The 22,814-nt window shown below is 40.6% G+C and carries 19 protein-coding genes; 13 read left to right on the forward strand and 6 right to left on the reverse strand.

What is annotated here, in order from left to right; genetic code table 11:
• Nucleotides 1-69: 69 nt before the first annotated feature.
• The 3 genes from O1D97_RS05005 to O1D97_RS05015 form a co-directional block, all read right to left on the reverse strand.
• Nucleotides 70-1,494, reverse strand: coding sequence for an aspartate ammonia-lyase (locus O1D97_RS05005; RefSeq protein WP_269123372.1), 1,425 nt, complete (start codon nucleotides 1,492-1,494; stop codon nucleotides 70-72).
• Between the two features lie 233 nt (nucleotides 1,495-1,727).
• The gene (locus O1D97_RS05010; RefSeq protein WP_269123374.1) at nucleotides 1,728-3,143 is read right to left on the reverse strand and encodes a sigma-54-dependent transcriptional regulator; all 1,416 of its coding nucleotides are present in this window, start codon (nucleotides 3,141-3,143) and stop codon (nucleotides 1,728-1,730) included.
• Nucleotides 3,133-4,824 carry a transporter substrate-binding domain-containing protein gene (locus O1D97_RS05015; protein ID WP_269123376.1) on the reverse strand — a complete coding sequence of 564 codons (1,692 nt, stop codon included), beginning with the start codon at nucleotides 4,822-4,824 and terminating at the stop codon, nucleotides 3,133-3,135. The genes O1D97_RS05010 and O1D97_RS05015 overlap by 11 nt, the downstream gene beginning before the upstream one ends.
• Nucleotides 4,825-5,025: 201 nt before the next feature.
• On the opposite strand from O1D97_RS05015, the gene O1D97_RS05020 reads away from it, so the two are divergent.
• Nucleotides 5,026-6,177 carry a Na/Pi symporter gene (locus O1D97_RS05020; RefSeq protein ID WP_269123378.1) on the forward strand — a complete coding sequence of 384 codons (1,152 nt, stop codon included), beginning with the start codon at nucleotides 5,026-5,028 and terminating at the stop codon, nucleotides 6,175-6,177.
• 15 nt (nucleotides 6,178-6,192) lie between these two features.
• Entirely contained in the window at nucleotides 6,193-6,414 is a 222-nt protein-coding gene (locus tag O1D97_RS05025) for a hypothetical protein (protein WP_269123380.1), read from the forward strand.
• Nucleotides 6,415-6,733: 319 nt separating this feature from the next.
• Here O1D97_RS05025 and O1D97_RS05030 read toward each other — a convergent pair whose 3' ends face one another.
• From O1D97_RS05030 to O1D97_RS05040, 3 genes are read right to left on the reverse strand one after another with little or no spacing between them, the layout of a single operon-like run.
• Entirely contained in the window at nucleotides 6,734-9,103 is a 2,370-nt protein-coding gene (locus O1D97_RS05030; protein ID WP_269123382.1) for an ATP-binding protein, read from the reverse strand.
• Between the two features lie 9 nt (nucleotides 9,104-9,112).
• A complete protein-coding gene (locus tag O1D97_RS05035; RefSeq protein WP_269123384.1) occupies nucleotides 9,113-9,925 on the reverse strand; it encodes a substrate-binding periplasmic protein in 813 nt (270 codons plus the stop codon).
• A complete protein-coding gene (locus O1D97_RS05040) occupies nucleotides 9,922-10,662 on the reverse strand; it encodes a response regulator (RefSeq protein WP_269123386.1) in 741 nt (246 codons plus the stop codon). The genes O1D97_RS05035 and O1D97_RS05040 overlap by 4 nt, the downstream gene beginning before the upstream one ends.
• Before the next feature lie 615 nt (nucleotides 10,663-11,277).
• On the opposite strand from O1D97_RS05040, the gene nhaC reads away from it, so the two are divergent.
• The 11 genes from nhaC (at nucleotide 11,278) to O1D97_RS05095 (ending at nucleotide 22,752) form a co-directional block, all read left to right on the forward strand.
• Nucleotides 11,278-12,765 carry a Na+/H+ antiporter NhaC gene (nhaC, locus tag O1D97_RS05045; protein WP_269123388.1) on the forward strand — a complete coding sequence of 496 codons (1,488 nt, stop codon included), beginning with the start codon at nucleotides 11,278-11,280 and terminating at the stop codon, nucleotides 12,763-12,765.
• Between the two features lie 459 nt (nucleotides 12,766-13,224).
• The gene (locus tag O1D97_RS05050; RefSeq protein ID WP_269123390.1) at nucleotides 13,225-13,917 is read left to right on the forward strand and encodes an L-ribulose-5-phosphate 4-epimerase; all 693 of its coding nucleotides are present in this window, start codon (nucleotides 13,225-13,227) and stop codon (nucleotides 13,915-13,917) included.
• Nucleotides 13,918-13,925: 8 nt separating this feature from the next.
• Nucleotides 13,926-14,747 (forward strand): Cof-type HAD-IIB family hydrolase, encoded by an 822-nt coding sequence (locus O1D97_RS05055; RefSeq protein WP_269123391.1) that lies wholly within the window; start codon nucleotides 13,926-13,928, stop codon nucleotides 14,745-14,747.
• 51 nt (nucleotides 14,748-14,798) lie between these two features.
• Nucleotides 14,799-16,292: an FGGY-family carbohydrate kinase gene (locus tag O1D97_RS05060; RefSeq protein ID WP_269123393.1), complete on the forward strand. Its 1,494-nt coding sequence runs from the start codon at nucleotides 14,799-14,801 to the stop codon at nucleotides 16,290-16,292.
• The gene (locus tag O1D97_RS05065; protein ID WP_269123395.1) at nucleotides 16,285-16,929 is read left to right on the forward strand and encodes a 3-keto-L-gulonate-6-phosphate decarboxylase UlaD; all 645 of its coding nucleotides are present in this window, start codon (nucleotides 16,285-16,287) and stop codon (nucleotides 16,927-16,929) included. Before O1D97_RS05060 ends, O1D97_RS05065 begins: the two co-directional genes overlap by 8 nt.
• Nucleotides 16,930-16,935: 6 nt before the next feature.
• On the forward strand, nucleotides 16,936-17,694 hold the full coding sequence (locus tag O1D97_RS05070) for an IclR family transcriptional regulator (RefSeq protein WP_269123397.1): 759 nt from the start codon (nucleotides 16,936-16,938) through the stop codon (nucleotides 17,692-17,694).
• Between the two features lie 24 nt (nucleotides 17,695-17,718).
• Nucleotides 17,719-18,588 (forward strand): L-ribulose-5-phosphate 3-epimerase, encoded by an 870-nt coding sequence (locus tag O1D97_RS05075; protein ID WP_269123399.1) that lies wholly within the window; start codon nucleotides 17,719-17,721, stop codon nucleotides 18,586-18,588.
• A 468-nt stretch (nucleotides 18,589-19,056) separates the two neighbouring features.
• A complete protein-coding gene (yiaK, locus tag O1D97_RS05080) occupies nucleotides 19,057-20,064 on the forward strand; it encodes a 3-dehydro-L-gulonate 2-dehydrogenase (RefSeq protein WP_269123401.1) in 1,008 nt (335 codons plus the stop codon).
• Nucleotides 20,065-20,128: 64 nt separating this feature from the next.
• Complete coding sequence (locus tag O1D97_RS05085; protein WP_269123403.1) at nucleotides 20,129-21,334, forward strand: ATP-binding cassette domain-containing protein; 1,206 nt, start codon at nucleotides 20,129-20,131, stop codon at nucleotides 21,332-21,334.
• Nucleotides 21,265-21,636 carry an ATP-binding cassette domain-containing protein gene (locus tag O1D97_RS05090; RefSeq protein WP_269123405.1) on the forward strand — a complete coding sequence of 124 codons (372 nt, stop codon included), beginning with the start codon at nucleotides 21,265-21,267 and terminating at the stop codon, nucleotides 21,634-21,636. Before O1D97_RS05085 ends, O1D97_RS05090 begins: the two co-directional genes overlap by 70 nt.
• A gap of 63 nt (nucleotides 21,637-21,699) precedes the next feature.
• On the forward strand, nucleotides 21,700-22,752 hold the full coding sequence (locus tag O1D97_RS05095; RefSeq protein WP_269123407.1) for an ABC transporter permease: 1,053 nt from the start codon (nucleotides 21,700-21,702) through the stop codon (nucleotides 22,750-22,752).
• The last annotated feature ends 62 nt before the right edge of the window (nucleotides 22,753-22,814 follow it).

Genomic DNA, 22,814 nt, shown 5'->3' on the forward strand with positions numbered 1-22,814 from the left:
TTCCTTTATTTATATTTTTGGTTTTATTTTTTTAAAGGTTATGCGCAATAACGACTTTAGCGTTTTGCATTAACCTCGACGTTTTTGTGGTTGAATCATATTGCTTGGTTTTAATACTTCCTGAAGAGCTTCTTCAGTCATTAAGCCTTCTTCTCGGATCAGCTCTAATACACCGCGACCACTTGCAAGGGCTGATTTCGCGATGCGTGTCGAATCTTCATATCCAAGGTAGGGTACAACCGCTGTGATAATGCCTATGCTCATGTCTACTAATTCTTGGCAGCGCTCTACATTGGCGGTAATGCCTCTTACACAGCGATTTTTCAGCATGTCCATTGCTTGGGTAAGCATTCTCATGGATTCTAAAATGTTGTAAGTAATCAAAGGTTCCATGGCATTAAGTTGAAGTTGGCCGGCTTCAGACGCCATAGTGACGGCTAAATCGTTACCGATTACTTGATAGGCTACTTGGTTGACGGCTTCTGGTATAACCGGGTTTATCTTGCCGGGCATGATCGAGCTGCCTGGTTGCTGTGGTGGCAAGTTGATTTCATTTAGACCGCAACGGGGTCCCATGCTTAGCATACGTAAATCATTGGAAATTTTAGATAATTTGACCGCTAAGCGTTTTAGCATCGAAGAAAATAGAATAAAAGCGCCCATATCCGAGCTGGCTTCGACAAGATCCGTTGCTCGTTTGAACTCGAAACCACTAATTTCAGATAAAAAATTCACGGCAAATTTGGCATACTCTGGATCGGTATTGATACCCGTACCAATAGCGGTGCCGCCGAGGTTAATTTCTTTTAAAAGGTCTGATAAACCCGCAAGACGATCAATGTCTTCACCTAAGGTTGTCGCAAAGGACTGAAACTCTTGACCCAAGGTCATTGGAACGGCGTCTTGTAATTGTGTACGCCCCATTTTGATAATATTCGCGAACTCCATGCCTTTACCTGCAAAGGCGTCACGTAGACCTGTGAGGGACCGAATTAAATCGCTGTGTTTTAATAAAATAGCCAGACGTACGGCGCTAGGGTAAGCATCATTAGTTGATTGAGACATGTTGACGTCATTATTTGGGTGAAGATGTTTATACTCTCCTTTTTCATACCCCATGCTTTCTAAGCCAATATTGGCAATGACTTCATTGGCGTTCATATTTGTGGAGGTCCCAGCGCCACCTTGGATCATGTCAACGACAAATTGATCATGATGCTGACCTTGAAGGATTGTATGAACAGCGGCCTGAATTGCAGTGACCTTATGGTCGTCTATTAAATTCAGCTTTTGGTTGGCTTTGGCGCAAGCCAGTTTCACCATACTTAAGGCATTAACGAGTTGTGGAAAGTGTTGCAGAGTAACACCGCTAAGATCAAAGTTATCACATGCACGCTGGGTTTGAATGCCATAATAGGCATCACTTGGCACCCAAGCGTCACCTAATAAATCTTTTTCTTTACGAGCGCTGGCTACTGAATTAGACGTTTCCATTCGATCCTCTTATTTTATTATTAAGTAAGTCGAAGACTAATAGAGCAATAGTGATGCCAACCTTTAAAAGGCTTATAGGTTTTTGAATTATAAGAATTATTTATTTAAATTGAGGCAATGGAAGATTATAAAAGGGTATAACCAAAGGAATAAACATACCTTTTAAATATGATTAAAAGGTATGTTTTTCAATGAGATAAGTTGTTATTACTATAGTTATGAAGTGACAAAAGTTATAAGGGTTCAATCAGTTTCTTTTTTAACCTTTTACTGAGAGCCGGTTGAGAAATACCTAATAAACGAGACGCTAAAGATTGATTGCCTTTCGCTCTATTCATGGCTTCTTCTATTAATAGATCGCCCACTTCCTGTAGTGTCGGTAATGGTTGGTCACTTTTAAACAAGGTTGCGTTGTCGGTATCACCGATGATTGTTTGTTTGTTTGGGTCAATGACACGACGGAAAATCTCCATCGACAGTACTTTTGACTGGTGCTGACTCATTGCATCGTAAGCCAATGCTTTGAGCTCCCTTACATTGCCTGGAAAGGTATAGTTGGCCAGCAGGGTGATTAGCTCTTTAGGGATAGTCGGTTTGTTTTTTCCCATTTCGGCAGCGGCTTCCGCGAGGAAATATTCTAGCAATAAAGGAATGTCGTCTTTGCGTTGACGTAACGCTGGTATTTCAATTTGATGAATACGTAAACGGTAATAAAGGTCTTTACGGAATTCTCCCTTTTTAAGCTTTTCTTCTAGGTTTTGGTGCGTGGCGACGATTACTCGAGAGCGCATTCTCTTAGGTCTATCGCTGCCTAAAGGGTAGTATTCTCCCTCTTGTAGTAGCCGTAAAAGTTTTACCTGTGAGGTCAGGCTCAAATCACCAATTTCATCAAGAAATAGGGTGCCGTTAATGGCTTGTTCTATCATGCCTGATCTGGCTCGATCGGCACCGGTAAAAGCGCCTTTGTGATGACCAAATAAGGTGTCTGCAAACACGTTATCGTCTAATCCAGCTACATTGACGCTAACCAATTCACCTGAGCGGTTACTTAAAGTATGGATGGCTTGGGTAATTTGTTCTTTACCCACACCACTTTCTCCGCTTATGAGTACCGGCTGACTACTATTGGATACGGATTCAAGGTACTGAAAAACGGAACGCATGCCCTTATTTTGGGTGATGATATTGGCAAATACCTCCGGTCGCTCCAAGGTATCTGAGAGGAAGCGTTTACGCATTTCTTGGTTTTCTTGCCGCATCTCTTGCATATGAACCGCACGACGAATCCCTTTGATTAATCGATCTTCTTCTGTGGTTTTAACAAAATAATCGTACGCACCTAAACGAATGCATTGAACGGCGGTCTCTAATTGGTTGAGGCCACTGACAATAATAACGCCGACCTCAGGATATTCTTGGACAATCTGCTGTAGTAAATTCTCCCCTGAAAGATGAGGCATGGTTAAATCTAATAAGACTAGACCAATCGGCTCTTTTTCAATGATCGACATGGCTTCACGGCTGTCTTCACAGCGATAAATATGATTAAAGCCAGCGCCACGCTCTAAAGCAATGCTTAAACTGCGTAGAAAAGAGGGTTCATCATCAACTAATAAGATACCAAAACTTGGGTAGCGATTAATGTTCATGTGTTGCCTTAATAACAGGAAGAGAGAGCGTGGCTTGTGTACCTTCACCTACTGATGATTGGTAGCTTAAGTGGCCCTTATGTTCTTGAACAATGCGTTCGGACACAGAAAGACCAAGTCCAGTTCCACCTTTTTCTCTACGGGTAGTAAAGAATGGGTCACTTAAGCGTGAAAGGTTTTCGGCTTCAATGCCGCAACCTTCATCAGTAACAATGAATTGTACTTGTTCATCTATTTGATTATAAAGGGTTTTTATACTAATTCCTTTGTTTTTAGAGGGTAATGCTTGGCACGCATTTACAATCAAGTTAATCATAACTTGTTCTATGCGTTGAGCATTACCTTTGAAGGTGGGCAGATTTTCACCGAAATCAACAGTGACATGATCGCTGTGATTTTTAATAATATTATCGACTAATCTAATGGCGGTAGAAACGGTGCTATTCAAATCAACAAAGTCATCGTGGCTGCTTGGCTCGTGGCGTGAAAAATCTCTTAAATCATCGACAATTCGACGAACTCTTGCTGTACCAGCTAACATGTCATTGAGCATTAACGGTAACTCTTCACGCATGCGACTGTATTCCAGTCCACCCACATAAAACTCGCCATGGGCCTGGTAGTGCTCTTCTAAAATTTCTTCAATATCTTGAAAGGTATCGTTTAATACCGGTAAGTTTAAGAGTAACAGGCTGATGGGGTTGTTGATTTCGTGGGCGACACCAGCAACTAATACGCCCAGTGATGTCATTTTATCCGCTTGTACAAGTTGTTGTTGTTGCAATTTTAATTCTTCGGTACGACGGCTAACCTGTTTGGTTAGGGTTCTATTCCAAATCATAATGCCCCCAAGAATAACGAACAATAGCACAGAGATAAGGGCGGTAATTTTTCCTATTGTTTTCCAAATAGCACTGGGGTCCTCTAAAGGGCCTAACCATTTATCGTAAATGGCCTGTTGGCGACCAGTATTAATCAGGATAGCAAGGCCTTCGCTGAACTGGGCTAATAATTCATCATTACCTTTCAGAACCGCATAACCATAATGCTGAGCTCCGAAAGGTTTGCCGACGGGAAGTAAATTAGAAAGCTCTAACTCTCGACCAAGGTACAGGCCAGGTAAATTCGCCACAATCGCATAATCATGCTGTCCTGAGGCCAATAAACGCAATGCGGCTGCATGGGTATCGACTAAAATTAGAGGTGAGTTTACACCTTCTTGTAATAGATAATCATGGGCGACCCCTCTTTTTTGAACAATGATATCCTTGCCTCTAAGATCCGAAAGTTGCGTTACCTTAGGATTCCCCTTGCGGGTGAAAATAGACTGGTGAATAATGGCGTGGGGAGGTGAAAATTGATAGGTTTTGGTGCGAGCTTTTGATTGTGCTATGCCTTGTAATACATCGATAGTACCTTCTTCAAGTTGCAAGCGTTTTTGATTCCAATCGCCGAGTTCAATTTTGACCTCCATTCCCATCACTTCAGCAATCGCCAATGTCAGTTCGGTATTGTAGCCATCCGGTTCTCCATCTTCGTTGATGAATTCATAAGGAGGGTAATTATGATCTCCAGCCACTAAGATTGTGCCCTCTGTTTCAAAGGCATAGCTATCAATTGCAAATAGCCCCCAGAGAGCGCACATGGGGATTACAAAAAGTGCGCGAAAAAATAGTCGCATACGTGGTCTCTTAGTTTGCTTAGCGTTGTTTAACATGCGATCTGTCGTATATTCATTCAGCGGAAGAACACAATAATATAAAGAATTGGAGAGTAAGATGACGATTAATTTATAAATAACATTTATTGTTAGGGCTGTCATATTTTTGTAAGGGTTTGCATGTAGTTTCCATAATACAAATTACTTTATGGAAGCCGAATTATGTCAAATAATGCTCAAGCGATACTGCCGGAAAAGGGCTCGTATCAAAATACCCTGCAATGGGTAATGGTTGCTGTACTCGTATATTTATTGATTTGCGCTGTGGGTATGATTGGTGGTGGCTTTAAAATGGCGGCTGGTGGTCATGCTAAGGAATTGTTTGCTTTTGCGAGTAACCCTTTTGCTGGATTAGTGGTTGGCATTGTGGCAACCGCATTGATTCAATCTTCTTCTACAGTGACCTCTATTATCGTTGGTTTAGTGGCAGGAGGACTGCCTGTAGAAATCGCTGTTCCTATGGTGATGGGGGCAAATGTGGGGACCTCTATCACGAATACTATTGTCTCCTTAGGGCATGTAAGAGCGAAAGATGAATTTAAACGGGCCTTCTCAGCGGCCACCGTGCATGACTTTTTTAACTTACTGTCGGTGTTGATTTTTCTACCACTTGAGATCGCTTTTGGGTTATTAGAAAAAATTGGCGGTATGTTTGCCGGTCTGTTTTACGGCGCTGGAGATTCCTCTATAAAAGGCTTTAATTTTGTGAAAGCCGCTACGGCACCTGTTGTTGATATCTTTAAAGGCGTAGCAAAGCCTATGGGGGACCAAGCAGGAGGCATTATGATGATCGTTCTGGGTATTATCCTGATCTTCATTGCGATTACCTTAGTGGGTAAACTGCTGAAAAAACTCATGGTAGGCAAAGCAAAAGACATTATGCATACGGCGATTGGTCGCGGCCCTTTATCGGGGATTGCCTCTGGTACCTTAGTGACGGTATTGGTTCAATCCTCTTCAACAACCACGTCTTTAATGGTTCCGTTAGCCGGGTCTGGTGCATTCAAGCTTAAGGAAATTTATCCCTTTACCTTGGGGGCAAATATAGGTACTTGTGTGACGGCGGTGCTTGCGGCAACGGCGGTAACCGGCAATGCCGAAGCCGCGTTACAAATTGCCTTTATACATCTGGTTTATAATATTTTAGGTGTTCTCGTTATTTATGGTATTCCAGCGTTAAGGCATTTACCTATAAACGCAGCGGAATCGTTGGGTGGTATTGCTTCGGAAAACAAGTTTGCAGCACTGGGCTATATTTTAGGTGTCTTTTTTATTCTTCCCGCTGTCTGTCTTGGTGTGAGCAATATTATTTAATTGAAGGAGTGTAGTGTGAATGATTTTCAAGTGTTAACGAATGAACGTTTAAATAAATTAATTGATGAAACTCAGACAACGTTAACTGAGTTAAAAGAGGAAATGAAGCGTCGCGAGCAGCTTCAAAAAGAACATGAAATTATGGATCTCGATGAACATATGAAGAATACGGAGATCAGCCTCGCGACGATCCGTAACTTTATTAATTATTTGATGGAAAATTCAAAAAAACGATAACAATAGAATGCAATAAGGCATTGAAAAAACGCCCTTTTTCTCATTGAAAAAGGGCGTTTTTTTATTCTGTATGTGTTGCTTATCATGCAGCAAAGAGACATAAAAAAGCCTGTCAATATTAGACAGGCAAGCAAGGTCATGTGGGGGTCATCAACATGACTTGAGAGTTAATCATAAAGGTTCAGTCTTATTATTAACCTTCTCTGAAAGAGAATACTATTAGACCTTTGGACTAGGCTTTTTTACGAGATTCAATTAAGAAAGGGGCAGGGAGATAAAAACACGGCTTGTTTCTTTCTCCGTCGCGGCTTTAGGAGGATTACACTTTATATTGTGCGAGTTCTATGAGTGTTACTTGATGTGTTTCTATTAGTGTGTCTATCAAGGGTTTGATCTCTTCTATTGCTTGGTTCGATTCACAGGCCATCTCAATGGCTCTTAACTGTGATGCGACTAATATGGCACCAATAGACTCGGCATTACCTGCAAATCGATGTGCTTCTTCACCAATTTCATAACTGTCTTGATTGTGTAGCTCTGTTTGTAATTGAGCGATGGATAACTGACTATTTTCTTCAAAAAGGAGAATTAAACGTGTCAGCCTTTGTTCTCCTAGGGCGGTTTTGTGAGATTGCAACAGCGGCGTGTCTATTAATAAGGATTGGCTTTCTTTAAAAGTCATAGAAGGTCCTTCTTGATCTTTATGTTGAAATACGTGCTGTTCAATCACTTGATAGAAGAGTGCCATGTTAAAAGGCTTAGGCACAACAGCCGACATACCTGCGGATAAACATTTTTTTAGACTGTGTGAATTTACATTGGCGGTTAATGCCACTATAGGAGTGGCTTTGTTAATAGAGGGGGTATTTCGAATATAGCGGGCGACATCGTAACCGCTTAACTTAGGTAAATGGATGTCGAGCAAAATCAAATCATAGCGATTTTGCTCGGCCATTTTAATCGCTTGCTCACCATCTTCTGCGAGATACACCTTATGGCCATCAGTTGTCATCAATTCCATCATAATTTGCACATTAATGGGCGTATCTTCCACAATCAAAATAGCCAGCGGACGACTGGATAATCTCGCCTGACTTTTCGCGAGAGGGTCTTCATTGTCCTTGATAAGGTTTTTTTCTTTTGGTTCTAATGGAATGTTAAACCAGAATAAGCAGCCTTTATCTGCGTTGTTTTCAACACCTATTTCGCCTTTCATTGCCTCCACTAACCCTTTGGTAATTGCCAGTCCTAGCCCTGTCCCTCCGTATAAGCGAGTAATACTTTCATCGGCTTGACTAAAGCGTTCAAACACTCGTTCCAAATAAGACTCGGCAATACCTACACCAGTGTCTTTGACTTCTATATGAAGATATTCAAGATGATCAGTAGAGTGCTGTTGATCGACTTTTACACTAATATGGATTAGTCCATTTTGCGTGAACTTGATCGCATTAGATATCAGGTTTGCCAAGATTTGACGCAAAGCACTGTCGCTACCTAAATAATTGTAAGCTAACTTCTCATCAAGACTGTACTGTATTTCACTGCCCTGTTGTTCGGCTTTCGCTGAAAATAATAAGCAGCTTGATTGCACGACTTTTTTGACTGAGAACAGGCTGATCTCAGGGGAGTAAGATTTTTCTTCTAAACGAGCATAATCTAAAAGACCATTTAAAATTGACAGTAAACCTTCACCAGATTGATAAATTACATCTAATTTTTGATGATGTTCCTGAGTCAGTAGTGGGTCTCTGTCTAATAACTCAACCATGCCTAATATGCCATTTAAGGGCGTTTTGATTTCATGACTCATGGTCGCAAGAAATTGGCTTTTCGCTTGGTTGGCCATTTCGGCTTTTTCTTTTGCGTTTTGTAGACTTTGGGTGCGTTTTTGAACTCGTCGTTGAAGCTGATCTCTATGATAACGTAACTCTTCTTGGATCTTATCTCGATGGGAGATGTCTTCTAAAATAGCTTGTCGCATTTCATTAATGGAATACACGACCTCATCAATTTCATCCGGTGGATTTTTGGCTTTTCGAAAGGGAAGCTCAAGAGGGCGTTCTAGGTTTCCGGTACTGGCTTGACGAGTATAAAGTGCCATAAATTCTAAATGACGTGTAACCATTAAATGTACAATAACCAATAGTATTAAGCCAGTAATGACAACCATTAATACCTGATATAAGCCAATTTGAATGGCGGTATGAAACAAGCCTGTTTTGATAGCTTGAAGATCATAATACACAGTGAGCTGGCCAAGTAAGCGATCAGGTTTGCCGCTGTTAGGGTAGTAAATTAGGAATTTTGTGCCAGTGGACTCTTTTTCTTTTAGTACATCTGGATTACCGACAACAATGTCTTCCTCCCAATGGTTTGTGTGTAAGGCAACGGTTTCAACATTAGAAAAGTTAAGAATGCCTTTGAGTTGCAACTTAATTTGTTCATGATTTAAATCCCATAAACTTTTACGGATGCCGTCAAGGTGTGAAGAGGCGATATAATCGGTTTGGCGAGTTAAGTTGGCGGCTTCCTTTCGGTAATCACTGTAGACTTGGATGGAGGTTAGCAGAATCGCAAGCAAAGTACTAAATAGCAGCAGGGTTAAAAAAATACGAGCGGCTAGGGGATGTGAATGCCGTATAGCAAAAAAAGAATCTCTATGAAATGAGTCGAGTTTTACTTTCATATTTACGCCCTAGGGTATGAGGATGATATTTTGACTGGTTACGTCACTATTTATATATCGCTGTGTAAAGTGCTGAATGCCTTTTTCAACGGCATTACCTTGTTTTAGCTTAATTAGGGCGTTATTTAATTCGGTAGTGCGTTCCATCAAGGGAGAGTGATGAGAAATACCAACATACCAATAGTCCGAAACAATGGGGTTGGGGAGGCTTTCAATACTGTTTTCATAATCTAGCTTTTTGACTTGTAATGCGCCCCCGATGACGCCTAATGGCATAATATCAATCCGTTGAATTCGTAATTTATGGATATTCTGTTCTCCAGAAGAAACAAATTCAATGTTTAAGTATTCCCGTATTTTTTTATCGACCTCATCCCCAAAACTGTCACTAAAAAGAATACCGGCTTTGAGTCCTTTTAAATCTTCCCACTTGTCGGAAGTGATAGGTTTTTTCTTATTGTAATAGAGTGTGATGGGTTCAAGTACTATGGGCTCATCAAGATACGACATAAACTTTAGCCGTTGTTCGGTTCGATAAGCCGCGACAACAACGTCAATATTCCCAAGTTCAGCTTCCTTTAAACATCGACGCCAATTGCTGTCTTGCTCCGTACTGACGCTATAACCTAATGAGCTGATCATTTTCTCGACGAGTGTTGGGGCTACGCCAATGATATGACCTTCTTCTATCCAAGATATAGGTGGGTAATCAGGGCTTCCGCATACCGTAATAACAGGCAAACCATTGTTTTCAGCAAAGCCAGAGCAAGAAGTGAAGAAAAGCATGCTGGCAAGACATTTAAATGAAAACAGCTTGTTCACTCGAGAAACTGCTCAGTATTATTAGGTGAATACAAATAGCCTATACCGTGGACAGTGATAATAAGATTTGGGCAATGAGGATCTTGGGCTAATTTGCGTCGAATGCGTCCGACTAAAACGTCAATGCTGCGATCAGTGGCATTCCATGCCCGGTTTTTGAGCCGATTCATTAACTGGTCTCGCGTCAAGGGAGATTCGGCGTTGTCAATGAAGGTGGAAAGGAGTTGGAATTCGCCTTCGGTGAGTTGAATTGCTTCACTATTTTCTTGTTGCAAAACTCGTCTAGCATTGTCTAATTGCCAAGTGCCAACATCGCGAAATACAGGTTGAGTGCTGGCTTTGGTGTTTTTTCTAAGTTTCTTTACCCGTCTAATTAAATTTTTACAGCGGGCCAATATTTCTCGTGGGTTAAAAGGTTTTACAACGTATTCATCGGCACCACATTCTAGCCCGATAATTCGATCAATATCGTCTTGTTTACCGGTGACTAAAATAATGCCAATTTCAGACTGGGTACGCAGCTCTCTTGTTAGGGTTAAGCCATCCTTACCGGGGAGACGTATATCAAGTAATATAAGGTCAAAATTTTGCTGTTGCAGTTCCGCCTCGGCGGCTTCTGCGGTTTCCACACCAGTGACTTGATAGCCCTCTTGTTCAAAGTAGCTAACTAAGGTTTCTCGTGTCACGATAGAGTCATCAACGACGAGTATTTTTGCATCTAGGATAAGCTCTTGCATGTAACCTTTTTCTTATAGAAGAATTATTTTGTAAGCTATTTGACTATAGCAAGTAAATAAAGAAAACATAACCGTTGCCGTAGCACACATTGATAATGGCTTGTTAATAGTATGAACAAAATGTAAACAGTGTGTTTTTTTAGGTATCAATCCGACTTGACCTTTTTTACTTCCGCTCTATTTATGACCTGAATGGGGACGGTTAAACGAAAAATAGTCACCCGCTTAGTCGTTATTTTATGGGTAATATAATTGATCAATCAATAGGCAGAAAGCCTTATTCTTCTTGACCTAACACCTTGTAATCGAGCAGCCTATTTAGACTTTAATGGATGAATCTCTGGCTGATTTCTGTTTACCATTCTCTATAACCTAGTGTTTTTCACAATGTTAGTACAATCTATTACGACTTGTTTGCGACCTCCTTAGTACTTCCTGTTAGAACTATAAAGATGAATTAAAAGTATTGCTAAAACAGCTTGTCTATCTCTGTTTATTACGAGCAAAAAGACTGTTTTAACAATTTCATTTAATGCTGCAAAGCATCTTTTAAAGCGCTGTTTATTAAGCTGAGCGTCAGCGTTTTGATAAAAATAATAACCTGAGGAAGTGAAAATGTCAGAAACTAAAAGAATAAGTGGAACGAGTCGGCCTAGCCTTCTGCTGGCACTAATTCCAGTCGTACTTACTTTATTTGTATTAGGCATACAAATTTTCTATTTTGGTGATTTTACTCCCCATGTACCCTTAGCCATCGGTCTCGCGATTACCTCTTTAGTTGGAGTGAAGCTGGGGTTTAAATGGAAAGATATTGAAGAAGGAGTGTTTCACGTCATTCATATCTCTCTGCCTTCGGTTTCCGTACTGATTTGCGTTGGTATGATTGTTGGGGTTTGGATTGCCAGTGGTACCGTGCCAACGCTTATTTATTATGGCTTAACCTTATTGTCACCAGAAATCTTCTTAGCGGCAGCGATGGTGTTGTGTGCGGTCGTCTCTTTATCTCTTGGTACGTCATGGGGAACAGTGGGTACGGTTGGTTTAGCGCTTATGGGAATCGGTGCCGGTTTTGATATCCCAATGTATTGGACGGCTGGCGCGGTTGTTTCCGGTGCTTTCTTCGGAGATAAAATTTCGCCGCTTTCTGATACCACTAATTTAGCACCAGCGGTAACCGGAACGGATGTGTTTTCTCATATTAAAAATATGATGCCAACGACCGTACCGGCGATGTTGATCGCCTTTGTTATTTACCTAATCGCTGGCTTTAGTTTTATTGATACAGGTGATGTGTCTTTTGCCAAAATCAATACGATTACCACGACTTTAGAAAATAACTTCACAATTTCTGCCTGGTTATTATTACCTGCGCTCTTGGTTATTATTTTAGCTGTGAAGCGTATGCCTCCGATCCCATCTTTGTTTGCTGGTGTTTTAGCTGGTGGTATTACAGCTATGTTTACCCAGGGCAGTGGTTTACATGAAGTATTAACCTATGCGAACAGTGGTTACTCCATTAGTACTGGCGTGGGCGAAATTGATAGTCTATTAAATCGTGGTGGTATCCAATCTATGATGTGGACGATTTCTTTAGTGCTAATCGCATTAGGGTTTGGCGGTGCTTTAGAAAAAACCGGTTGCTTAGAGACGATTATTGCGTCGATTATGACGAAAGTGAAAACCTTCAAAGGTGTGCAAACCGCCGCGGTATGTACCTCAATTTCAACTAACTTAGTCGCAGGTGACCCGTACTTATCGATTGCTCTTCCTGGTCGTATGTATGCCCCCGTTTACCGTGGTATGAAGTATTCTACGCTTAACCTTTCCCGCGCTATTGAAGAGGGTGGAACATTAGTTTCTCCGCTGATTCCATGGAACGCTGGCGGTGCCTTCGTGATCAGTGCTCTAGGTCTTGGTATTGCAGAGGGTAATATTGAAAACCTAATGTATATTCCTTTAGCGTTTGCTTGTTGGGTGTCTCCTGTATTGGGTATTTTATATGCTCAACTGGGTCTGTTCTCCCCAAAAGCAAGTGAAGAAGAGTTACGTAATTGGGAAAAAATGGGTGAAGAATCAATGGATCTGTCTAGCCTTCGTAGTTAACCTTTTTAGGATTTAAAAAACAACGTTTCTTGACGTGACCCCCAATAGTTGGAGCATCCAATTATTGGGGGTTTTTTGTGTCTCAAAATTGATCTTATCTAGATGTAAATCGTGTCTAATCTTCTATTTTATAGCCTGATTTCTATTCAGATTTCATTGATTGTAAATCAATTCATTCATTTTTAGCCGCTCTTATTCCGCCAGTTTTGAACCTTTATCAATCTTCTTGGTGATATGAATTTTACTAATTATTTTTTTGATAACGACAGCCTTTTTTTGCGTTGAGTGCATTTTTTCATCTAAAAATTGTCTTTTCAACATGTATTTTTGGTTAAAAAAGCTTCACATATATTAATAATGTGTCATTATACGGGAATATTAAGTGTTCATGTTTCGTATTACGGAATATTGGTTTATTGATAACAGCATTCTTTATAAAAATAATTGTTGAGAGTCATTATGTATCAGTCATTGAAAGAAAGAGTTTTAGATGCCAATTTGCAGTTGCCTCAATATGGCTTAGTCACTTTTACATGGGGAAATGTGTCGGAAATAGATCGTGAGAAAAATGTGATCGCGATTAAACCATCGGGTGTAAGTTATAAGGATATGACGGCTGACGACATAGTGATTGTTGATTTAGACGGTAACCGGGTAGAAGGACAGTTAAATCCTTCTAGTGATACCGCGACACATATTGAGCTTTATAAAGCGTTTTTGGATATTGGTGGCATTGTCCATACTCATTCGCGAAATGCCACGATTTGGGCTCAAGCAGGAATGGATATCCCGGCTCTAGGTACGACCCATGCAGATTATTTTTATGGTGATATACCCTGTACTCGGATGCTGACAGCTGAAGAAATTGAGACAGAATACGAAAAGAATACTGGCATTGTCATTATCGAAGAGTTTCAAAAGCGGGCGATTACGGCAACGGCTTTGCCTGGTGTGATTATTTCTGGTCATGCTCCTTTTGCTTGGGGTAAGAATGCCTTTGATGCGGTGCATAATGCGGTAGTACTAGAAGAAATTTCTGCAATGGCAATTGGAACTCGCTCATTGAACCAAGATATACGTGTTCAAAAAGAACTCTTAGATAAACATTATCTGAGAAAACACGGAAAAAATGCCTATTACGGTCAAAAGTAAGGTGATGTATGTATAAATTATTGGCGCTTGATTTAGATGGTACTGTATTAAAATCGGACCATACTATCAGTCCTGTATTGATTGAAAAAATACAGCAGCTATCTCAGAAAATACCGGTTGTTATTGTAACAGGAAGACATCATACCGCCGCTCGACCGTATTACCTTCAATTAGGATTAAAGACTCCCATTATCTGCTGTAATGGAACCTACATTTATGATTATCAAAATGAAACTGTGTTGCAACACAACGCTATCTCTAAAGAAAAAGCTAAGCAGTTTGTTACTTTAGTTGAGCAGCATGATATGAAAGCAGTGATGTACGTTAAAGAGGCCATGTTGCATTCAGTGCAGCGTCCTTTAAATTACGTCAATGCTCTTTCTCTATGGGCCGATTCGTTTCCTGATGACATCAAACCTTGTATTAAAACAGTAGATAGTTTTCACGAAGAGATTGTCAATAACGAATATATTTGGAAATTTGTTGTAGAAGGTGGTCAGGTTGATCATTTTCTTGAATTACCATTTGTTAAGAATAATTTTAGTGCTGAGCCTTCTTGGATTGACCGTGTTGATATCTCTAACGTAGGGAATACGAAAGGGGCGGCGCTGGATAAATACCTAGCTAAAGAAGGGTTATCTTTTCGTCAGGTGGTTGCCGTTGGGGATAACCATAATGATATTAGTATGCTGCAAAAAGCGGGTATGGGTGTGGCTATGCTGAATGCGGATAATGTCGTACAAGCGCAAGCTGATTTAGTGACCTCAGCCACCAACGATGATGATTATGTTCTTGCCGGAATCATTGATAAATTTTTTTATGGCGCCTAAGGCAAAAGTATCTGACTTTAAAATAATAACGACTTATTGGTACAAAAGAAGATGAATTACTTTATTGGATTGGATTCTGGTGGCACTTTTATGAAGGCCGCGCTCATAGACAGCAATGGCCGGCAATTGGCGTTATCAAAAGTGCCTGCAAAGGTATTGAATACACGTCAAGGCTGGGTTGAAAGAGGTTTAGATGATTTATGGGACGATGCGAAAAAAGCCATTATCGCCTTGCTTGCTTCCGTAGAGATCCCTGCTCATCAAATCAAAGGCTTAAGCATTTCAGCACAGGGGAAGGGGGCGTATTTACTGGATAAACATGGACGCAATTTGCGCAATGGTATTATCTCTTCTGACTCCAGATCGCTCTATATAGTAAAACAATGGCAAGAACAAAATATCCCTGAAAAAATATACCCAGTGACATTACAAACCCTTTGGACTGGGCATCCAGTATCGATTATTCGCTGGCTTAAAGAGAATGAACCAGAGAATTACGCCAATATCGGTTCAATTTTAATGGCTCATGATTATATTCGCTATCGTCTTACCGGTGAAACTCAGGCCGAACTGACGAATATGTCAGAGAGTAATTTCTTTAATTCATTAACGGGTGAATACGATTTTAGTCTATTGGAAACATTTCAAATAGAAGCGGTTTGGTCGGCTTTACCTCCTATTATTAAACCAGATGAACTGGCAGGCTATGTGACTGAAAAAGTGGCTAAGGAGACCGGATTAGAAATTGGAACACCTGTTTTTGGCGGCCTATTTGATGTGGTTTCAACCGCAATTTGTTCTGGTATTAGTGGAAGTTCTAATACTTTGAATTATGTAATGGGGACCTGGTCTGTAACGTCGGGTATTGCCTCAGACGTGCTTCCAATGACGCATAATTATGTGTACGGGCATTATGTATTAGAGAATCAATACATAATTCATGAAGCCAGTCCAACATCCGCCAGTAATTATGAATGGTTTGCTGATTATTTAGGAGCAGACGGGGAATTTGATCATCAGGCGAATCAACAATTAGTCGCCGCCTTGCCGCCAGCTCAGAGTGATTTGTATTTTGTGCCTTTTTTATATGGTTCAAACATGGGGTTGGGTATTAAATCCGGTTTTTACGGTCTTCAATCTCATCATACTAAAGGGCATTTAATTCAGGCCATTTGGGAAGGTATTTTATTTTGCCATAACTTGCATTTAGATCGAATGCGTACACGCTTTCCAAACGCGAAGGTATTGCGTGTTACTGGGGGATCCACGGCATCAGATGTTTGGATGCAGATGCTCGCTGATTTAACGGGAATGACGCTGGAAATACCAAGTATTGATGAAACCGGGTCTCTTGGGGCGGCATTAATTTCTATGGTAGGAGCCAAAGAATACGCTTCTATTAATGAGGGCTTAGAAGCGATGCAAATTGATGCTAAATGTATTCAAGCGAATCCTGAGCATTTCGATCAATATCAGAAAAAATATCAAGGCTACTTACGATTAGTCGGATTTTTTAAAGCATTTGAGGAACAGAAGAATGACTAAGCCATTATTACAGATTGCACTTGATGCAACGAACATTCAGAAAGCAATGGACTCGGTTGAAAACATCGCCTCTTTTGTGGATGTGATTGAAGTCGGGACCATTCTTGCGTTTGCGGAAGGCGTTGGTAGTGTCTCCTTACTAAGAGCGAAATACCCTCAGCATATAATCGTATGTGACATGAAAATTACGGATGCCAGTGCCATTCTAACCAAAATGGCTTTAGAAGCAGGGGCTAATTGGGTTACAGTCAGTGCTGCTGCGCATATTGAAACCATACGTTCGGCTTATAAAGTAGCGCAATCTTATAATGGAGAAGTGCAAATTGAACTTTATGGCCATTGGACGTTAGAGGACGCTAAGTCATGGGTTAATATGGGTATTACACAAGCCATATATCACCGTTCGCGAGATGCTGAATTAGCTGGGGTTACTTGGACTGATGAGGATCTTACAAAAATGAAAGCGTTATCAGATTTAGGTATTGAACTGTCTATTACTGGCGGTATTGTGCCAGAAGATTTGTCTTTATTTCAAAATATAAAAGTAAAGGCTTTTATTGCCGGGCGGGCATTGGCGAGTGAACAAGGGGAAACGATAGCCGCATCTTTCCATAGTCAAATCGCTAAATACTGGTAGGTACGAATGAGTGAGCAAATTAAGTCATTGTTAAAATCATTAAGTGTTCTGGAATTCTTAGGTAAATACCCAAATGGTGCATCACTGCAACATATTTCACAAGAAACGGGTATGACGAAATCTTCTGCCCATCGAATTTTGTCTACTTACGAAAGTGCTGGTTATGTTACTCAGCTTTCCAGTGGACGTGACTATCGACTTACGATGAAATTACTTCATGTCGGTCAGAGCGCCATCAACTCAGATGTAACGGGTATGTTAAAACCCTATTTGACGCATTTGTTAGAAACCATAAATGAGACCATTAACTTTTTGGCTTTTGATGGTGACAGCATTATTTTTAAAGATAAGTTGGAACCCAGCAATGCATCATTTCGTACTCGGACTTATGTTGGCTTACATTCCCCTGCCTATTGCTCCGCTGCCGGAAAGTGCTTTTTAGCGTTTGCTTCTGATGAAGTGAGAGAAGCTTATTGGCAACGTAATACTCATATTATGAAACCACTTACTGAAAATACTATTCTTGAGAAAGATGCGTTTTTTGACGTCCTAGATCAAGTGAAAGAACGTGGTTTTGCTATTGATGACGAAGAGAATGAGGCGGGAATTTCCTGTGTTGCTATTCCTGTCTTTAATAAAGACAAAATGCCTATTTATGCGATTAGTGTGTCTTCCTTATCGCCAAAAATGGCTCGGCTAGGTTTTTCAGAGTTAGCAGCACGTCTCAGAGAAACCGCCATACAAATTGAACACAAGCTTTTTTAAGGCGAAACTCTTTAAGGTGAAATAATGATTCATTTCGAGAATAAATTCCGTTTAGGTATCTATGAAAAAGCGTTACCTGCGGATCTTAGTTGGCGTGAGAGACTCTCAAAAGCAAAAGAGCTCGGTTTTGATTTCCTTGAGATTTCGGTTGATGAAACGGATGCAAGGCAAGCCCGTCTTGATTGGAGTGATGAAGAAATCTATAAGCTTAGGGATTTATGTATCGAATTTGATATGCCATTACAATCGATGTGTTTGAGTGCTCACCGTAAATATCCATTTGGATCTATGGATAACGCTATTAGAGAGCGCTCTTTTGACATTATGGAAAAAGCCATCGCGCTGGCGTTTAAATTGGGAATTCGCTGTATTCAAATGGCGGGTTACGATGTGTATTACGAACCTCAGTCAGAAGAGACTCACCGACGGTTTGTTGAAGGCATGCAGAAAGCCACAAAAATGGCAGAACGTGCCGGAATTATGTTGGGAGTAGAGATTATGGATACTCCATATTTAAATTCCCTTAGTAAGTTTGAAGTACTAAAGCGTGATATACCTTCACCGTTTTTTATGGCTTATCCTGATGTAGGCAATATTTCTGGCTGGAACCACCATGTGCCAACAGAACTAAAATTAGGGCAAGATCATATTGTTCAAATCCACTTAAAAGATACCTTGCGTGTCTCTCCCGAATGTAAAGGCCAGTTTCGTGACCTTGTGATAGGCGAAGGCGAAGTGGATTTCCACAGTATTTTCAAAACATTAGCCGAGATTGACTATGCAGCGCCTTTTGTTATTGAAATGTGGGCTCAAAATGAAAACTGGTTTGACGATATTAAGAAGGCCAAAGAGAGGTTAATTACAATCGCTCATGAGGCTGGATTAGCGCTTTAACTTTTCTGCCTGTTACCCCAATGCTAAGCCTCTTTCTCGTGTCTGAGGGGCTTAGCCGCATGTTGTATGTAGATCTTAGCGGACTTTAACTTATAAATAGCCGCTTATTGCTATGGCCTAGTGGCTCATACGTGAGCTTTCTAGCGGCTTAACCCTTTCCTCTCATCTACTTTCAAGTTCCTATGAATTACGGCATTTCCTAATGCCTCCATCCGTGATGGGCGCATGTTATGTATTTTGTTTATTTTTTAGTAGTACCTAAAGAGCCCGTTTCACCTAGAGATATAGGTGACTTTTGTTCGTGAAATTTTGCTTATAAATTAAGGGATTAAGAATTTGTGCTTCAGTTTAATGAAAAAAATAGAAAAAATCGATTAAAAAAGCTTCACATTATCTCTTTATATGTCATTATACGGAAAAACAATAATTAATTATTCCGTAATGCGGAACATTTGAAAGGTTTTTACTATGCCTACAATTTCTTTAGACGAATTACATAATACTTATGAAACCATACTGATAAGCCGTGGTATGCCATTAAGTTCGGCTTCTCGTCTGGCGGGTGGTTTTGTGGAAATGGCCAATGAAGGCGTTTACTCCCATGGTATCAATCGTTTCCCTGTTTTTATTGGTCAAGTTGATAAGGGACAAATTCAACTGAATGCGGTGCCTAAATGCGTCAATAGTATGGGAGCGCTAGAACAATGGGATTGCCAGTATGGTCCTGGGGTGTTGAATGGATTGATTTGCGCTGATCGTGCTATGGAACTAGCGCGTGAATATGGCATTGGTATGGTTGGTATGCGTAATTCGAATCATTGGATGCGTGGCGGTGCTTATGTATTACGCATGGCTCGTCAAGGTTTTGCAGGAATTGCGGCGACCAACTCCATTGCGGTAATGCCGGCTTGGGGTGGTAAAGATCACCGTATAGGAACAAACCCTCTTATTATGGCTATTGCTGGTGATCCTCCAGTGGTGGTTGATTGCTCTATGTCCCAATACTCTTATGGTCAACTGCAAAACTACGTACTTGCAGATAAAGAGTTACCGGTAGTTGGTGGCTATGATAACAATGGTGAATTGACAACCGATGCTAAAATTTTGTGGGAAAACAAGCGTATTTTACCAATGGGATTCTGGAAAGGATCATCTATGTCGATTGTTCTCGATATGATGCTTACGGCTATTTCTGGTGGTAATTCCGTTCCCGCTATTACGGAAGATCAAGATGGCGAGTTTGGTGTGTCTCAATTTTTAATTGCAATCGATTTAAGCAAGACAATGGAGCAGAGCCAGTATGTGGCTGAGATGAAGCGTATACGAGATTATGTATTGTCTTCAGAGCCAGCTGAAACGGGTGAAGTATCGATTGCAGGGTCTAGAATTCAAACTTACATAGATAAGCATACACAAGCTGGTGGCATTGAGATTAATGATCAAATTTGGCAGCAGATAACGGCGCTAATGAACTAATTTACTGAGTTTTCAAAATAAACTAGATATTGAAATAATAAAAATAATATTAGTGAGGTGTGTCATGGCCGTTATAAGTGAGCCAAAAAAGACAGATACAGCATTACTGCAATTTCGCAATATTACTAAAAAATTTGGTAACAGCATCGCTGTGAATGATGTTTCATTTGATGTGCATTCTCACTCTGTGGTGGCTCTACTAGGTGAAAATGGTGCAGGCAAATCAACGTTAATAAAAACGTTAGCGGGAATTCATCAGGAAAACTCGGGTGAAATTCGTTACCAAGGAGAATGTCTTGATAAAAAATCTCGTCAACATGATGAGATTGCTTTTATACACCAAGATCTTGGTCTAGTCGATTGGATGACGGTGTCGGAAAATATGGCGTTATCCATGGGGTATTGTAAGAGAGCAGGCTTGATAGATTGGAAGGCAACCAATCAACGAGCGGCAGATGCTCTCGCCACGGTAAATGCTGACATAGATCCTCGCACCCGAGTGTTTCGTTTGTCTCGGGCCGAACAATCCTTGATAGCCATTGCTCGAGCCGTCTACTGTAATGCCAAAATACTTATTTTAGATGAGCCCACAGCGAGCTTGCCAGCGGCGGATGTAGAGCGATTATTTGTTGTTATTAGGGATTTACGCAAAAAAGGGGTAGGGATGATCTATGTCTCCCACCGACTTGACGAAGTAATGGAAATCTCCGATAGCATGGTCATCATGAGAGATGGTTGCCTAGTTGCAGAGTGTGAAACGGAAGGTGTAGAAGCGAAAGAACTCGTGGAAATGATAGTTGGCTCTGAACAAAAGGAATTTAAGCAATCAACAATTGATCCAAATGCCGCCATTATTTTACAGGCGACTGATTTTGAAGCCGGTAATGTTGGTCCTGTCAATTTTGATGTTAAAAAAGGAGAAATTCTAGGGTTAATTGGTTTACGAGGAGGCGGTCAAGGTGAAGTCGGACGGGCACTTTTTGGTGACTATCCCGTGTTTGGTGGCACGCTTGCTCTTGAAGGCCAACAACTAGAGTTTGATTCTCCTCAAGCCGCTATTCAGGCTGGTATTGGCTATGTAGCAGGTGAACGCTCTGAAAACCTGGCAATGTCTATGTCAGTTCAAGATAACCTTTTTCTGAATCCTTTACTGGGACAAGCTTCTTTTTCTCCATTAATGGTCTTGTCAAAGAGACTGGGGTGTCAAAAGCGCTTATTGAGCGTTTCGATGTTCGACCAAGTGATCCTGATCAAGCTGTTGAAAACCTAAGTGGAGGTAATCAACAAAAAGTGATTATGGCACGTTGGCTGAATTTGAATAAAAAAATCTTAATCTTAGATGAGCCAACCGCTGGTGTTGATGTGGGGGCAAAATCTGAAATTTACGATTTATTAAAGCAAGCGGTACAAAACGGGTTAACCGTCATTGTCGTATCAACAGATTTTGAAGAAGTCGAGAAAATTTGTAATCGCTGTTATGTATTTAGCAAAGGAAAAATTCATAAAGAGCTAGCCTCGGATGAAATTACTTTTGCCAATATGTTAAAAGTTGCTTCGGCGGATGGCGAATAAAAATAGACACTGAGTTTCTGTTGTTGATGAATGTAAAAAATAATAATCAAAAGAGAGCATACAATGAGTACTTCAATTAAATCAACGGCTTTAGAGCCGGACTACAATGATAAAGACGAGGATAAAGGTGGCATTTTATCGCATATTGGTCGTTATCTTCCTGTGTATGGTTTACCTGTTTTAACGTTTTTATTGGTCGTGTTTTTTTCCGTATTATTGCCAGACACTTTTCCCACCCTATTAAACTTGAGATCTATTTTAAGTGATAAATCCATCATAGCTATATTAGCTTTAGCGGCGATGGTTCCTATGCTAACGGGGAAAATCGATCTGACGGTGGGTTACGGGATTGTTCTTTGGCATATTTTAGCCATCAGTTTACAAACCAAATTTGGGATGAGTTGGCAGATGGCTGTGGTGGTTGTATTAATTTGTGGCATGTTGTTTGGCTTATTGAATGGTTTACTGGTTGAAATGGCGAAAATTGATTCCTTTATCGCTACTTTAGGGACCGGTACAGTGATTTATTCTGTCGCACTTTGGTATACCGGTGGCCGTCAGGTAATTGGTTCTTTGGAAGCCGATTTTTATGCCATTTCAAACTCCTTCATTTTTGGTCTACCTGCCCCCGCTTTTTATGTATTAGGTATTGCTATATTGCTTTGGATCATTACCGAGCGCTTGCCTCTAGGACGTTGTTTGTATGCCATTGGTGCTAACCCAAGAGCCGCTGACTTGAATGGTATTCCATCTCGTAAATACGTAATTGGTGCTTTTGTTACTTCTGGTTTATTGACGGCATTAGCCGGTGTTATTTTGGCCGCTAAGTTGCGTATCGGCCAAGCGAATGTGGGACTAGAGTTTTTATTACCCGCTTTAGTTGGGGCATTTCTTGGATCGACAACAATCCGCCCAGGACGAGTGAATGTATTAGGTACCATTATTGGGGTAACCATTCTTGCGGTGGGGATTTCTGGTATTCAGCAATTGGGAGGCGCTTTTTATATTGAGCCTTTATTTAATGGCGCAACATTATTGATTTCCATCGGTATTGCTGGATATGCCCAACGCCGAGGAGGGAAAATAAAAAGGATGCTGAAAAAGGGCGATGATTAAAGCCGATATAAAGTAAATAAATATGAGTTAAGCACATTAATCTATCTTGAAGTAATAAAAAA

The organism is Marinomonas phaeophyticola (assembly GCF_026966905.1).
Lineage (GTDB): Bacteria > Pseudomonadota > Gammaproteobacteria > Pseudomonadales > Marinomonadaceae > Marinomonas > Marinomonas phaeophyticola.